This is a genomic window from Citrobacter sp. wls829 (genome assembly GCF_005280825.1).
Lineage (GTDB): Bacteria > Pseudomonadota > Gammaproteobacteria > Enterobacterales > Enterobacteriaceae > Citrobacter > Citrobacter gillenii.
This window is the reverse complement of record NZ_SZWP01000030.1, coordinates 1-15,411: the sequence shown is the minus strand read 5'-3', so window position 1 is coordinate 15,411 and position 15,411 is coordinate 1. Positions and strand designations below refer to the sequence as shown.

Here is a 15,411-nt window from a genome sequence, read left to right as displayed (position 1 = left end):
ATGACCTGCTTATTCGCACCTTCCCTAATGCCACTGCTGTCTTTTTCATTTTTTTACTCACTTTTAATTGTGAATTTTGCTATCAACTTTGTTATGCGGGCGGCGCGCCAACATAAAAAAGCCCCCTATTGAACAAGGGGAAAACAAATAACACACCAGTAAAATTATTAAGGACGTAGCAAGGCATATATCATTATTGGGAATATAAATAAAACCCAGATAGAGCGTGACAGCATGTATTACTGAGAGTCACTCTCATTAATAGAGCGATGTAGCATTAATGCTTCAGCAATAATATCTTGTTTGCTTTTTCGTGTTTCAAATGCCAGTGTGCGAACGTATTCCCACAAAGAGGTATCGACACGCGCACTTAAAAGAACCATATCTTTCGAGCGGGTACCTCTGGCTTTTCGACTATCGGGATAATCTCGAGAAGGCATTGTCATCTCCTGAACGCAATAATACGCTTATGGCGATGAAATATGCATCCAGTGTAAAAACATGTCAACGGCAAAAAAAATGCACAATAGTAATGAAACTGTTAATAAATCACTTAAAAGTGGAACGCTATTTCAAATGAAAGATAACTTGATTGTTGAATAATGTGTAATTTTTACTTTACGCACATTCATTGTGACTCATTAGATTAAAAAAAAGACGTCTACCGCGTGGCTAACAATGTGCCATCAAAACATCATTCCAGCCAATAGGTTACATAACGTGTTTAATGTCTACTTTTACCTAAAACCCCTGTTTTTATATGCCTTTTTGCGTTGATTTTCGGTGCTATCCGCTGCGTAAATCGCGTTGATTCTCACTGCGTTGTCGCCTGCGTTGTCGAAAAATAAGCACGGAAAGGTAAAATTTTAGTAAACATTGCATTCTTTCGCTTTTAAAAATAAGTCGATTTAAATTGATTTAGATCAATTTCACCAGCCACGTAACGGCGTAAAAATCGCCACTTGCGGTGACTGGAAACAATGTTGTACGCCGATTTTATCAGCAGAAAAAACAGGTGCAGGGACGTTAAAACTCAGAGGAAAGCGCGGACCAGGACGCCATTTTCAGGCGATCCCTTGCGAAAGGAGAGTCCGCAGAGTGCGGAATGTCATCCCGCTCTGGGCTACAACGCCAGAGCGGTCTTATTCATGAATCTCAACAATCTTCAATAATCAGATACACCGCCTTCACCGGACCATGCACCCCGACCACTTTGATAAGCTCAATATCCGCCGTTGAGCTGGGCCCGCTGATGATGTTAATGCACGACGGCATACGCTCACCGGCCTGCGCTTTCTGATGCAGAACCTGCGCCAGTTGCGCCACACGCGGCAGGATGCTGCTTTTACGCAGCACGAAAATAGAGGACTCGGGCAACAGGCTGATTGAACGCCCGCGCTCCGGAGCGGAAAACAGCACCACGCCCCCGGACTCCGTCAGGCCATACTCGGCATACACCACGCCAACTTTCGCCTGCTCGGCCTGAACAATATTCTCGGCTCCACGCACCGGATCCCAGACCACAGCATTACACTCTCGCTGCAAACGCTCGGTTATCCCCAGTTCTGCCAGCCGACTGTCGCCGCTAACCACCACCGGCTGCTGCCCCAGCTGTTGGCACAAACGTAACGCCGCCTCAGGGGCCTGCGCCTCATGGGTCAGTTCGCACTGCGCCAGCATCACCTCGCTGGCAAACTGCACAAACGCGTCGCAGCGCTGCTGCGGGCTGAGTTCGGTCAGCCGCTCGTTCGCATAGTTGTTCACCGGCGCGGCTTCGGCCTGCGGTTCCCGCCGCAGCGGACGGCCCAGCGCCTGGGCAACGGTGTTTAAAAACGCGGTACGGTTATCCATTCTTTTTCTCCTGCGCCTGATGTTTCTTAAACCAGCTACGGAAACTCTCTCCGTCAGCATCAGGAAGATCGCGCGCTTCCATCCAGTCGCCAATCGCGCCAACCTTGAGCGGCGTTTTACCGCCATTGATAAACCAGCTCGCCGCGTGGGCACCGGCCATCATGCCGACCTTCCACAACCCTGGATGGCTGTTGGCATAAGCGAACATTTTGATCGCCCGACGTTCCGCTTTCGGGGTAATCCCTTCCTCGGCCATTACCCGGCGATGGCGCAGGATCAGTTTTGACAGCGGTATCTGCACCGGACAAACGCTGTCGCAGGCCGTGCACAGTGAACAGGCGTAAGGCAGGTCTTTAAAATCTTTATAGCCGCCGAGCAGCGGAGAGATCACCGCCCCGATAGGCCCTGGATAAATAGAACCGTAGCCGTGCCCGCCAATATGGCGATACGCCGGGCAGGTGTTCATACAGGCTCCACAGCGGATGCAGCGCAGCACATCGCGAAACTCAGAACCCAGCACCTGCGAGCGACCGTTATCCACAATCACCAGGTGAAACTCTTCCGGCCCGTCGACGTTATCCGCCTCGCGCGGCCCGGTAAGCCAGGTGTTATAGCCCGTCAGACGAGCGCCCACCGCACTGCGTGCCAGCATAGTGATCAGCACGTCCACGTCGGCAAAGGTCGGCGCGATACGCTCCATGCCCATCACCGCAATGTGCGTTTTCGGTAACGTGGTACACATCCGCGCGTTACCTTCGTTGGTGACCAGGCAAACCGAGCCGGTCTCCGCCACCGCGAAGTTACAGCCGGTAATGCCAATTTCAGCGCTGAGGAAATCCTCGCGGATCTTCTGGCGGATGAACAAGGTCATCGCTTCCGGCGTTTCCGGACCGTCATAGCCCATCTGCTCATGCAGCACGCGACGGATCTGATAGCGATCTTTGTGGATAGCCGGGACCACCACATGCGAAGGCGGATCCTGATCCAACTGGAGAATATATTCGCCCAGATCGGTTTCGATCACCTGAATACCGGCATCCTGCAGCACGTGGTTAACGCCGATCTCTTCGGTCACCATCGACTTGGACTTCACCACCTTCTTCGCATTTTTCGCTTTCGCGACCTGCAAAATATAGCGGGTAGCCTCTTCCTTGGTCTGCGCGAAAAACACCTGACCGCCGTTTTCCGTCACTTTCTCGGAGAGTTGATACAGGTAGGCGTCGAGGTTACTCAGAACGTGGTCGCGGATCTGGCTGGCACGGTCGCGCCATTCTTCCCAGTGCCCTAACTCATCGACCATTTTTTGCCGGTTCGCGCCGATGCGCCCCTGCGCGTTCGCCACGGCTTTGCGCATAATCGGATCGTCAATTTGCTGGCGAATGCGCGTTTTAAACTCTACATCGCTGGTTTTTATCGACATCTCTTTCCCCTCAGCGGCTCATCAGCACTTCAGCAATATGCATCACTTTGACCGGCTGGCCTTCACGCTGCAGTCGGCCGCCAATGTTCAGCAGGCAGCTAACGTCGGCACCAATCAAATACTCCGGTTTCGCGTCCATGAGATGCAGGACTTTCTCTTTCACCATCTCGCCGGATATTTCGGCCATTTTGACCGAGAAAGTGCCGCCAAATCCGCAGCAGGTGTCCTGATCGGCAAAGGTTAACAGCTCCAGACCGCGTACGTTTTTCAACAGCGTGAGCGGCTCTTCTCTCACGCCCAGCTTGCGAGTCAGGCTGCACGAAGGGTGATAAACCGCTCTGCCCTGCAGGCTGGCACCGACGTCCACGACGCCCAGTTTGTTGACAATAAAAGAGGTGAGATCCTGCATGCGCGCGGCAACCTTTTCGGCACGCAATGCCCATGCAGGTTCATCGGCCAGATACGTCGGGTAGCTTTTGACCGCATAGGTGCACGAACCTGCCGGAGAGATAATCGGATCGTCATTATCCTCCAGCGCAGCGATCATGTTTTTCATCCCCGGGATGGCTTCTTTGATATAGCCACTGTTAATGGCGGGCTGACCGCAGCACCCCTGCTTCTCGGGGAAATTAACGCGGCAGCCGAGCTTTTCCAGCAACAATACGGAATCACGTGCCATCCGTGATTTCAGCGCGTCACCAATACAGGTGACAAAGAAATTTACATTCACAATAAATACCCCATTGCTTCATTGCCTTTTAAAACCGGCGGAACATCGCCGCCCGGTAATAATTCAATAATAAAAACTGGCCATTAATAAAACGGTGATACCTGACCTCTACTGTTTTATTGTCTTTTCGTCAGGCCCAGTTTTTACGTTTACTGGTTTTACCAATGCCCGGGTTCATGCTGTTGGTCGGGTCATTTTCCTGATAAAACCGCGCCATATTTTCAGGCGCTTTGTAAAGGTGGCCAACATTATGTTCTGCCGGATATTGCGCCCCGCGTTGGCGCAACAGTTCGAGCATCTGTTCTTTTAACGCGTGCGCATCAACGCCTTTTTTAACGATATAATCCTGATGGAACACATGGCACATAAAGTGGCCATAATAAAGTTTATGCACCAGCTGACTGTCAATTTCAGCCGGCAGATGTTCATACCACTCGGTATCATTGCGGCGTAGCGCAATATCCAGCGCAAGAATATCCTCAACCTCATCAGAATGAACGGCCTGATAGCGAATGGCGGCTCCCGCTGCAGCAAAGCGGTGCAGAAACGCCTTGCTGCCCTCTTCCGGGGTACAGGCAAAGAAATCTCCGTCTGCCGTTTTAAAGTACTCGGTTAACCATGCCTGCGCTTCGCCGATGCCGTCCCCTGCCATTTTCAGCATCAGATGATGCTCGTAGTTGTCACGCCAGGTTTTCATGCGTGGCGGGAGATGGCTCGGGAAAAAATGACTGAATGTCTGCATTGCGCGGTCGGTAAAGTGCGGGCGGAATATCTTCACCTTCTCCAGCATGGCCTCGGTGCGCCCCTTCAGATTAAAGAAAAACGGCATTTTGTCGGTGCCGAGTTTGTCGATCATCAGGAAGGTGTCTTTGCTGTATTTCTCTGCAACATCATAGATATCACGATGCATATACTCACCGGCGACCGGTAAGTGTGTAAACGTCGCCAGCATATGGCGGCGTATGTCCGTCAACACCGAGGTCTGATTGGTACCAATGTAGAACACCTGCTGATTCTTCTCAGCTTCAAAGGTGTCCAGACGCACGGCAAACACCGCCAGTTTCCCCGCGCAGCCTGAGGATTCGAACAGGCGGTCCGGGTCGGCGTTGTAGCGCGCCGGGGTGTCGGCATCAACGTCTCTGACGCGGGTCACGTAGTCGTGGTCGTGCGCGTGACGCCCGTCATGACTGACGTCAGCACGCGCAATCGCGTTGTTATCCAGGCGGGCGAGGATCTGTTCCGGCGTCTCGCCCAGTTCGATGCCCAGATGATTGACCAGTTGTAGCTGTCCCTGTTCATCCACGCGGGCAAACAGTGACATCTCGGTGTACGCCGGGCCACGCTGAACCAATGCACCGCCGGAGTTATTACAGATACCGCCAATCACCGACGCACCAATGCAGGAGGAGCCAATCACCGAATGCGGCTCGCGGCCAAACGGCTTCAGCGCCTTCTCCAGCGAATACAGCGTGGTACCCGGATACGCCAGCACCTGCTTGCCCTCATCCAGCACATGCAGACTGTCGAGGCGCAGCGTGCTGATGATAACGATGTCGCGATCGTAGCCCTTGCCGTTCGGCGTGGAGCCTTCCGTCAGGCCGGTATTTGAGGCCTGCATCAGAATGATTTTATCGGCCTCCACGCAGGCCTTGAGCACCTGCCACAGTTCAAGCAGAGAGCCGGGGATCACCACCGCCAGCGCCTCGCCCTGACCCGAGCGGAAGCCCTTGCGATAACGCGCCGTTTTGGACGGATCGGTAAGGACGTAGGCGGGGCCAACCCGTTGGGTAAGTGCAGTCAAAAAGGATTTATTATCAGTGTTTTTCATGGAGGGCGGCTCTCCGCTCCTTATATCAGGGCAATCGAAAATGGCGATAGATTCATTTGTATGACAAAACAAAATAATCCCCCAATCATTACTTACATGCAATACCCTGGTTTATTTCTTTCGGCCTCGCTCACATTTTTATATTGAAAACCACAATTATCAGAAATCAAAAAACCGTTTAAAACGACTTACCCGCCCGTCTCTATCATTATTACATAGACCATTATATAACTATTTATAGGTACCCATTTTGCGCCCAAAGATATTTACAGAGCATTATCTCTCAATTAAAAGCTTACAATAGTTACAAAACCATTAATCATAATTACTTTATCCACTGAAGCGATTCAGTTTGCATATTTTATTTATCCAGCCATGTAAGTTTCCCGCCATAAATACAAATAAGGTTTAATAAACCCATCAGGAATAGTAATGAACGAATATATTATGTTTGTTTTAGCCCTCTCTCCTTTGCTGCTTATGGTATTTTTAATACTAAAATTAAAAATGCCGATTCATTATTCAGTCTTGATTACGCTGGCCTTTACCATCGCGCTGTCGGCGATATTCTGGGATATGCCGTTACAGAATCTGAAAGCCTCCGTGGGCTATGGTGCCCTCAAAGGGTTATGGCCGATTGTGATTGTGATCCTCGGTGCGATATTCAGTTATAACGTGATGCAGGCCACCAAAGCGCTGGATATTCTGCGCGATATTCTCGCCAGTATTAGTGAAGATAAACGCATCCAGGTACTGCTTATTTCGTGGTGTTTTGGCGGATTTCTTGAGGCCGCCGCTGGCTACGGCACCGCGGTTGCCATTCCTATCGGCATCCTGATCGCACTGGGATTCAATCCGCTCAAAGCGGCCATCGCCTCACTCGTCGCCAATACCGTGCCGACGGCATTCGGCGCGGTGGGTATTCCGGTTTCAATTCTCGCTGAACAGGTTAACCTGCCGGTTTTCACCCTCGGCGGAACCATTATTATGCAGCTGGCGCTGTTTAATATTCTGCTGCCGTTTGTGATTATTTGTATTATCGGCGGTGGCCTGAAGGCGATTCGCGGCGTGTTCTTCATCACACTAATTTGCGGTATTACCACGCTGGTGCCGCAGTATTTTGTCGCTATCCACCTTGGCGCAGAACTCCCTGCATTTGCCGGCAGCCTGGTCAGCCTGTTTGCCGTCGCCATTCTTGGTCGCCTGCGCAACGGCAAAACCGCCCCCGAATGGCGCATTGAAACCAGCCATACCCGGGAAACCACACCGCGCTCGGCGAAGGTGCTATTCCGGGTCGGCTCCATCTACCTGTTTATTTTTATCTTTATTCTGCTGTGCTCGCCGCTGTTCCCGGCGGTAAAAGCGGCAGCATCACAGCTGGCTTCGGTGCTGCATTTCACCCTCGCCGACGGTAAAACGCTGGCGCTGAAAATCGAGTGGGTCACCACGCCGGGGATGCTGATCATCTTTGCGACCCTGATCGGCGGTTTTATCCAGGGGGCTTCGGCGCGCGGGATGCTGGAAGTGTTTGTCAAAACCATTTTCCAGTTGAAGAACTCGATCGTCGCCATTATGGCGATTGTTGCGCTGGCCACGGTGATGGATCTCAGCGGTATTATCGCCACGCTGGCTCAGTCGATTGTTGACCTGACCGGCGGCTCGTATGTCTTTCTCGCCCCGGTTATTGGCGCGCTGGGTACGTTTGTCACCGGCAGCGACACCAACTCGAATATTCTGTTTGGTAAACTGCAAACCATTGCTGCCAGCAAGTTGAATATTGATCCTAACTGGCTGGCGGCGGCCAACACCTCCGGCGCGACGGGCGGGAAAATGATCTCCCCGCAGAGCATCGCCATTGCGGTTTCCGCCACCAAAATGGAAGGCCAGGCGAACCAGATTATGTCTGGCACCATGAAATACTGCTGCGCCTACATCGTGATCCTCGGCTTAAAGGTCGGCCTCTTTTACTACTGGTTTATGGCGTAACGCATTGTCAACCCCAGCCATATTCTGGCAAGCGTGTTTGACAAGACAGTGAACAAAAAGGTTTACAGCCACCCGGTCAGGAGAACGCCGCGGCTGGCTTTACGATTTGTCGGCGCTGACTAAAATAGCGCCGATATTTCAAAGAGAGGATTGTTGTTATGTTGTTCTGGAAAAAGATGGTGAAGAAGTTCGACGCCTTTTCTGCGTTGATCCCACCACGCTACTTCCGCGTGTAATGCCTGGCACTTATGCCTGATGGCGCTTCGCTTATCAGGCCTACGTTTCACGCACATTTGTAGGCCGGATAAGGCGCAAGCGCCGCATCCGGCTGCTACAGCAGAGTAAAACACTCACCCCTTTCTCTTACGCATTCCGCACGTTCTTAACACCACCACCCGTAAACGCAGCCACGCAAAGCGATAAATCAGCGGATGCTGAAACCGTAGCAATGTCAAAAACATAGCGCCTCCCGTTACCGGAACGTAGGCAGCAGGCCAAACACGTCCAGCACCACCGTCAGATAGACAACCGCCCCGCAGACGATCACCAGGTTAAGCACCGTGTTATTGCAGGGTGCAGTGTAGCTGGCCGTAGGGAAACGCTTACGCGCCGCTTTTACCAGGAACGGTGGCAGGATCACGCTCCAGATGGTGAAGGCCAGACCGGCATAGCCAATCGCGTGGACAAAACCATTCGGGAAGAAAAAGCACACAGCAGCCGGTGGGAAGTAGGTTACCAGCGCAGTTTTCAGACGACCGACGCCGTTATCCGGGAAGTGAAACAGGTCAGCGATATAGTCAAACAGGCCGAGGGTTGCCGCCAGCAGGGAACTGGCTACCGCAAAGTTGCCGAAGAAGGTCAGGATCAGATCCATATAGCGGCTGGTAAACAGCCCGCTGATGGCCTCGACAAACACATCGATATTGCCGCCTTTAGCGATAATCGGCGGGAATTCCGAACGGCTGATGTTGCCCATCGTCACGCCCAGCCAGAAGACATACAGCAGCAGAGCAAACAGCGTGCCGATGATTATCGAACGCGTAATATGCGGGATCCCACTCTTACCGTACAGTTTGACCAGGCTCGGCACGTTGCCATGAAAACCAAATGAGATAATACAGAACGGCAGCGTCATCAGGATGTACGGCAGGTACTGCGACCCTGGGATCGCCACCGCTACGCTATCGACCAGTTTCGCCACTTCAATATGGCCGACCAGCCCGGAGAATGTGGCAAAGAACGCGATAAACTTACCGATGATCAAAATAGTGGTGATGCGTCCGACCAGCAGCGAACTGTACCAGGCAATCGCCCCGACCAGCATACTGACAATCACCACCGAGACATTCGCCGGAAAGCGCACGCCGCTGTATTTGAACACAGTTTGCGCCATCACCGCCGATGACCCGGAGATATAGGCATAGGTCAGAATATACAGCACAAAGCCAAACGCGATACCGACCACGATATTCCACTTCTGGCCTAATAAATCCTGAGTAAAGGTATTAAAACTGGCACCTGCGCCGTAATGCAGGTTAACTTCAACCAGCATCAGGCCGGTTAATAACATCATGATGGCAACAAAAAGCAGAATGACAGAGGCGCCGGGAAACCATACGCCGGCCATCGCAATCGGCAGGGAAAACATTCCACCGCCCACGACGGTTGCGATAACCAACATGGTTCCGCTAATCAGTCCGGGGGTACTACTCTGTCGCTCAATGGCATTAATATCCATGATAAATGTTCCTGTAGACTATTCGTTATAATTACAGCTGTCATTTGTACATCATGCGGATAATAAAAATGTCGGAGTCAGGGTTTGCAATTTTTTCGTTATATTGCGGTAATGGGCACCGCAAAGGCTTCCTGTTCATGGAAAAGGAATACAAAAAAGCCCCATCACAAGATGGGGCCTGAATAACATTTAAATATAGTCAAAGCGTGCGGTAAAGAAGCGCAACTGCTTAGGCTCGTAAATAAACTTCAACCCGCGAATATCTTCTTTATGCTGGTAAAGTTTAATGATGCCGTCTGCCACCACATCCATATGCGCATAGGTATACACGCGGCGTGGAATAGTCAGGCGTACTGTTTCGAGTTTTGGTCTGTGGTGCTCACCGGTGGCATTATTACGGCCCGCAGAGATAATACCGCGCTCCATACTGCGCACGCCGGTCTCGACATAAATGCTGGCTGCCAGACTCTGCGCCGGGAACTCGTCCTGGGTCAGATGTTCGCAGAAGCGACGCGCATCGAGGAATACCGCGTGTCCGCCCACTGGCTCAACAATCGGCACACCGGCAGCTTTTAGCTTGTCGCCGAGGTAGCGAACTTGCTTCACGCGGTGCTCGATGTACTCATACTGCATGGCTTCGCGCAGGCCAATCGCCATCGCTTCCATGTCGCGTCCGGCCAGACCACCGTAGGATGGCATGCCTTCATAGACCACCACTAACTCTTTGGCAGAAGAGAACATTTCGTCGTCGTTCATGCACAGGAAGCCGCCGATGTTCACCAGACAGTCTTTTTTACCACTCATGGTACAACCGTCGGCATAGCTGAACATTTCATGGACGATCGCGGCGATGCTCTTGTCCTCAAAGCCCTGCTCTTGCTCTTTGATAAAGTAGGCGTTTTCTACGCAGCGGGTGGCATCGTAGAACACTTTAATGCCGTGAGCTTCCGTCAGCTCGCGCACCGCACGCATGTTAGCCATCGAGACCGGCTGCCCGCCCGCGAGGTTAACCGTCACCGCCAGGCAGATATACGCAATATTCTCTGCGCCTTTTTCATCAATCAGCTTTTGTAATTTTTTAAGATCAATATCACCTTTAAAAGCAATATTCAGACCAGCATCGTGTGCTTCGTCACGCACGATATCCACGAAGATGGCACCGTTTTTTTCCTGGTGATAACGCGTGGTGGTGAAATACATATTTCCGGCAACATATTGCCCCGGCTTAATGGCCAGCTGCGATAACAGGTTTTCTGCACCGCGTCCCTGGTGAGTCGGAACAATATGTTTAAAGCCAAACAGTTCCTGCACGGTTCTTTCCAGATGATAGAAGTTTTCGCTGCCCGCGTACGCTTCATCACCCATCATCATTCCGGCCCACTGCTTGTCGCTCATCGCGTTAGTGCCGCTGTCTGTCAGCAGGTCAATATAAATATCTTTCGAATTTAACAGGAAAGTATTGTAACCCGCTTCTTGCATTTTTATCAGGCGTTCATTACGCGGGATCATAGATACAGTTTCAACGCTTTTAATACGGAAGGGTTCTGCCGGATAATTCATGTTGTTTCTCCAGTAACAGTGGTCGTGTACGTATTAATGTGAAGTAAATCATATCGAGTTCATCAACAGAGGCTGATGAAATATTACTATTCTCCGCCTGATACAGGGGGGGAAATAATGTGGAAGCACTATGCAAGATTTGATTGATTATGGAAATAGCCCAGTCAACATTAATCACTGCCAATAATTTAAAAAGCTGTAAATGTGAGTGATGCAAATCACACGTCTTTTTTTTACCCGTTCATATTCAACAAGTTTTTTTCTGCGTATTGATTTGCTGTTTGCCGTTGTGTGTCTGTGGAAAGTGGAAATACTGAAAACTTAACTTTCCACGCTGTTCTCACAATCTACGGGTGAATAAGTACACGCCATTTTGTGAGAGTCGGATCACTTCACGGGGTTATATTTGTGATTCATATCACTAAAAGTGTAAACCAAAGTGTACAAACCGGTGTAGTTTCAGAGTTTGCTATTTGTTTCAGTGATTTAGATCGCATTTTTAGCCCGACTCAGGGCCATGATATTTTCTGGAAATAATCGGTCTTTGACGGATGGAATGAGAATGAATTTATACGCTGAATAATACTGGTTTTGTTGGCGCAGGGAGATGTTCTGTTTATTCCGAATAGCACGCTAATCGCGCTTATTTCATTATATTTACATCTGGACTTCCCCCATTCTACTGGCGTAATTTACAGGGGTTTTATTAGCGCGACGCGAAGGTGCTACCAACACCTCCGCATCGCTAATCACAGTAACTATTTCACGAGAATAGCCATCATGACTGATACGCATTGTATTGCAGTTTCGTTTGATCCAGAAGTCCACGCCGCCGATAACCGCCATTTGAAGGTGGGATATGCGAGTCGTTATCCCGATTACAGCCGTATTCCGGTGAAGTACGTTCGCTTTCCGTCCATCGTGATGAAGGGGATGTGGTTAAAAGCCGCCGGATTCGACACCGGCACCGACGTAAAAGTACGGGTGATGGAAGGCTGTATCGTGCTCACCGCCCAAACGCCCCAACCCGAAGAGTCAGCGCTGATGACGTCGCTGCGCAAAGTGGAAAAGCTGTCGGCGCGCAAACAAAAGCAGGTGCTGGAGTTTATCGCGGTAATTGCGGGGAAAGCGTCGAAGGGGTGAAAGTATGATTGTCCTTGGGGCGCCTGCAGGCGCCTTTATTGGTGACGAATTTTTATGTGATATTTGTATATCACCACCAGAACATTTAATTTAAGAATCAACATTTCTAATTAATAACCCATATCAATACTCATATATACCACTTGAGAAAGTGTTACTTAGGTCAAATATTTTACCACCGATTTCTGCTATTTACATACTCTCATTTTAAGCCATCTTAATTTATTAAAGGATTGCTATGGCTGATATAGAAGGTATTGCGCGAAGGATCTATAACATTATCATTTCACCTGATACAGTCACAGGACTTATTAATGGTGGCTTATCTGTTCCTCTAGATTATGGGTATATGGTTTACGGTATTTTTGACACAGACAGCAGATTTAAACGAGAAACAGAACGTATTCGCATCATGACAGCCATAAAAAACGACATTCTCAATTATGAGAATATCGTCAATGCTGTTTCTCGCATTTTTCAGTTTTTTAACAACTTCTTATCCGAAAAGGCACAAGATAAAATATACAGAGTCGTTATTACATCTATAGCAGGAAGGGTTATTGCAAATACAATCGCCTCAAACATTGCTAAAGCCGTTATCGAAAAAACATCTTTCACTTATGTTGTCTTTAAGGGTAAAGGTAATCCGATAACACTGTTAAGCACCTTTCTTTTATTGGGAGGCATGACCGAACGTTCTATCAGGACATCGGATGACCTCAGTACAGATGCACCCGAGATATACGAATTATTAAGACCTCATGACTACGATCTTCTTTATTTTCTTTTCATTGATGCAGTACAACCTTTTGTTGATGCCATACATGCTGGATATACAGAAGGCAAGCCTGTTTTTATAAAAATAATTGATTTAGTGGGAGAGCACTTAAACAGTAAGGATAAGGACTGGTAAAATGAAAAAACTTATCACTCCAATAATAAATTTATTATTTTGTGGTTATATTTCCAGCTTATGTTTAATTTCTATTCTGGAGTTCAATTCATGGCAGGATAAAATTATTGCCATTATTATCATCGTTGGAAGCTCTTATATCATCGCCTTTATAGTCAATAGGCTCTTACCAATAAAGATACGCCTGTTGGATGGAGTACTTAAGCTATTATCTGGGCCATTGCTAGTCACAGGAGTCTTCGCCTGTTTCTCTTTTCTTGACCCCTGGCCCATAAAAATCATTGGAACGTTCATTTGGATTATCATCATGCTTTATTTCCCTTCTCATATAAATATAGATAAGGACTAATCATGTCAAACCCAGCCTATCTGTGGTTAACCGATGTAAATGGCTCCCCTATAATGGGAAGTTCACAAGTTGCTGGACGCATTGGTGCTATTGAACTGAAAGCAGTCACTCATCACCTTTCTGTCCCTGTAGATGGTAATACTGGCAGACTGACAGGAACTCGTGTGCACGCGCCGATTACAATACAGAAGGAGTTTGATAAAACAACTCCTCTTTTGTATAAAGCGTTGAGCGAAGGCCAGACATTAAAGTCAGCCGCAATAAAAATGTATCAAATTCTTGAGATTGGTATTGAAAGTGAATACTTTAATATCATTTTAGAAAATGTAAAAGTGACTGGCATCACACCAAATTTATTCCCCGGCTCGGGAACAGGAACCCACAATGAAACTATTCAGCTAAGATATGAAGCTATTACCTGGAAGCACTGCGATGGGAATATCATTTATAAAGATGTCTGGAATCACAGAGTAATTATTTGACTGCCATTGAATATCTCACCAGCACATAAAGAATGTGCTGGTGATGAAAGCGTACATCCCGTGGACAAACGAGGCAATCCCTCTTTAATAAACAACGAGATAAACCTAATAACTTTTAGTAAACTGATACAGCCATTATTAACTGTATAACCATTTCCCAGCTCTTGCCGATGCAATCAACATCCCGATAGTGAAGTCAGGCACAGGAACAGGTCGTAACTTCTTGAAGGGATTCCATGAGAAAGGCTCAACAGGATAGTAAGTTTCAATCTTAAAATTCCCTCTGGCGACCTGAAATTCTTCAAAGAACTCATCCATTAGCTCTTCTGCTTCACTAACATCAAACTGCATGTCAGTGTCAAAATCACTGTCCATCGTTAGCAAGCTTTGCTTCTTTTCATTATTGAATAAATAAACACCGTTGTAGCGTCTTACCAGTGCAAAAACACGTTGCTCAATATCATCTACCATAACTTATCATTACCCCGCGCTATACGATTGTAATCGCGTATTGAGCAGTAAGTGATTATCGAAACATCAGCGAATAAAATCACCGCCCCTATTAGGGGAATCGTCCGACCTACGAATGTACTTATTTTCGTAACCATTCGTCGTTTTGCCGTCCAGGGAGTATAGCCGCCAACCCAGGTTGGTAATTTTATGCCAAAAGGAAATTTGGCAGTTTTAAAATACCTCCGCATTGCTTTAGAAATCCGTGACGTACCTTCCTTTGCCCCTTTAGGCTTGGCTCTCGTTTTCTGATTGTTAACGCCGCTGTAAAGTGCAACCATTGCTAACACATCAACCCCAAAGTGATCTGCTGTGGTTTCGCAGAAAATCATGAAAAACAATTCAGACGCGGTAAGGTTAGAGCGACCGGCATAAAAGTATGTTCCGTTGAGTTCCTTTACTGTGTCCATCAGTACCCCTTCTTCCCTCAATGATTAGCTTGCTTATCGTACTCCTGAGAAATCACGAAGAATAAGGATGACTACCATAAAAGTTCTATTTTCAGATAAAATAAAATTCATGTCGCTGGTAGTAAGATAACAGACGACAGTAATATAGTAATTAAGTGTAATATCTGGCAAGGAAGACATTCATAACAGTAATATAAATAAAAATACTGAGACAGTGTAATATGAATAAGCTTACCATTCCGATAATAAAGAAAATTCTTAGCAGTTATGTGGTAATCCCCCATTTTTAACGGAGGTGATAAGTAGAATCAGGTCTTGCGTTGAATATACTGCATCGGCGTGAAGCCATTCAGTGCCATATTCGGACGTTCGTGATTATAAAACCATTGCCACTGCATGGCATAGCCCTGCAATTCGTCCAGTGAGTTAAACAGGTGCTGGCCCAGCCAGTCATAACGCACCGTCCGGTTATATCGCTCAATATAGGCATT

The 15,411-nt window shown here is 48.4% G+C and carries 15 protein-coding genes; 5 read left to right on the top strand and 10 right to left on the bottom strand.

Annotation, left to right across the window (positions count from 1 at the left end):
* Positions 1–239 precede the first annotated feature (239 nt).
* The 5 genes from FDW88_RS04000 to dld form a co-directional block, all read right to left on the bottom strand.
* Positions 240–440, bottom strand: a complete 201-nt coding sequence (locus FDW88_RS04000; RefSeq protein WP_096758446.1) for a hypothetical protein — start codon at positions 438–440, stop codon at positions 240–242.
* Between the two features lie 715 nt (positions 441–1,155).
* Positions 1,156–1,851, bottom strand: a complete 696-nt coding sequence (locus FDW88_RS03995) for a lactate utilization protein C (protein ID WP_117342376.1) — start codon at positions 1,849–1,851, stop codon at positions 1,156–1,158.
* A complete protein-coding gene (locus tag FDW88_RS03990; protein ID WP_117342377.1) occupies positions 1,844–3,271 on the bottom strand; it encodes a LutB/LldF family L-lactate oxidation iron-sulfur protein in 1,428 nt (475 codons plus the stop codon). The genes FDW88_RS03995 and FDW88_RS03990 overlap by 8 nt, the downstream gene beginning before the upstream one ends.
* Positions 3,272–3,281: 10 nt before the next feature.
* On the bottom strand, positions 3,282–4,001 hold the full coding sequence (locus FDW88_RS03985; RefSeq protein WP_064186363.1) for a (Fe-S)-binding protein: 720 nt from the start codon (positions 3,999–4,001) through the stop codon (positions 3,282–3,284).
* Positions 4,002–4,131: 130 nt separating this feature from the next.
* The gene (dld, locus tag FDW88_RS03980) at positions 4,132–5,829 is read right to left on the bottom strand and encodes a D-lactate dehydrogenase (RefSeq protein WP_137362067.1); all 1,698 of its coding nucleotides are present in this window, start codon (positions 5,827–5,829) and stop codon (positions 4,132–4,134) included.
* 432 nt (positions 5,830–6,261) lie between these two features.
* On the opposite strand from dld, the gene FDW88_RS03975 reads away from it, so the two are divergent.
* Positions 6,262–7,815 (top strand): L-lactate permease, encoded by a 1,554-nt coding sequence (locus tag FDW88_RS03975; protein ID WP_096758450.1) that lies wholly within the window; start codon positions 6,262–6,264, stop codon positions 7,813–7,815.
* Positions 7,816–8,287: 472 nt separating this feature from the next.
* Here FDW88_RS03975 and FDW88_RS03970 read toward each other — a convergent pair whose 3' ends face one another.
* Entirely contained in the window at positions 8,288–9,553 is a 1,266-nt protein-coding gene (locus FDW88_RS03970; protein WP_096758451.1) for an aromatic amino acid transporter, read from the bottom strand.
* A 189-nt stretch (positions 9,554–9,742) separates the two neighbouring features.
* A complete protein-coding gene (locus FDW88_RS03965; protein ID WP_096758452.1) occupies positions 9,743–11,113 on the bottom strand; it encodes a tyrosine phenol-lyase in 1,371 nt (456 codons plus the stop codon).
* Positions 11,114–11,893: 780 nt separating this feature from the next.
* Between FDW88_RS03965 and symE the strand changes: the two genes are divergently transcribed.
* From symE to FDW88_RS03940, 4 genes are all read left to right on the top strand, one after another.
* The gene (gene symE, locus FDW88_RS03955) at positions 11,894–12,256 is read left to right on the top strand and encodes an endoribonuclease SymE (RefSeq protein ID WP_096758453.1); all 363 of its coding nucleotides are present in this window, start codon (positions 11,894–11,896) and stop codon (positions 12,254–12,256) included.
* Positions 12,257–12,494: 238 nt separating this feature from the next.
* The gene (locus FDW88_RS03950) at positions 12,495–13,169 is read left to right on the top strand and encodes a hypothetical protein (protein ID WP_137362065.1); all 675 of its coding nucleotides are present in this window, start codon (positions 12,495–12,497) and stop codon (positions 13,167–13,169) included.
* Position 13,170: 1 nt separating this feature from the next.
* Positions 13,171–13,518 carry a hypothetical protein gene (locus FDW88_RS03945; RefSeq protein ID WP_137362064.1) on the top strand — a complete coding sequence of 116 codons (348 nt, stop codon included), beginning with the start codon at positions 13,171–13,173 and terminating at the stop codon, positions 13,516–13,518.
* A gap of 2 nt (positions 13,519–13,520) precedes the next feature.
* On the top strand, positions 13,521–14,000 hold the full coding sequence (locus FDW88_RS03940; protein WP_137362063.1) for a type VI secretion system tube protein TssD: 480 nt from the start codon (positions 13,521–13,523) through the stop codon (positions 13,998–14,000).
* Between the two features lie 138 nt (positions 14,001–14,138).
* Here the strand turns inward: FDW88_RS03940 and FDW88_RS03935 are convergent, their stop codons facing one another.
* The 3 genes from FDW88_RS03935 to FDW88_RS03925 all read right to left on the bottom strand — a co-directional run.
* Positions 14,139–14,471 (bottom strand): DUF1493 family protein, encoded by a 333-nt coding sequence (locus FDW88_RS03935; protein WP_137362062.1) that lies wholly within the window; start codon positions 14,469–14,471, stop codon positions 14,139–14,141.
* Complete coding sequence (locus tag FDW88_RS03930; protein ID WP_137362061.1) at positions 14,465–14,920, bottom strand: STM2901 family protein; 456 nt, start codon at positions 14,918–14,920, stop codon at positions 14,465–14,467. The genes FDW88_RS03935 and FDW88_RS03930 overlap by 7 nt, the downstream gene beginning before the upstream one ends.
* A gap of 308 nt (positions 14,921–15,228) precedes the next feature.
* Positions 15,229–15,411: integrase core domain-containing protein (locus tag FDW88_RS03925; protein ID WP_137362060.1), on the bottom strand; the 183-nt coding region annotated here is incomplete at its 5' end.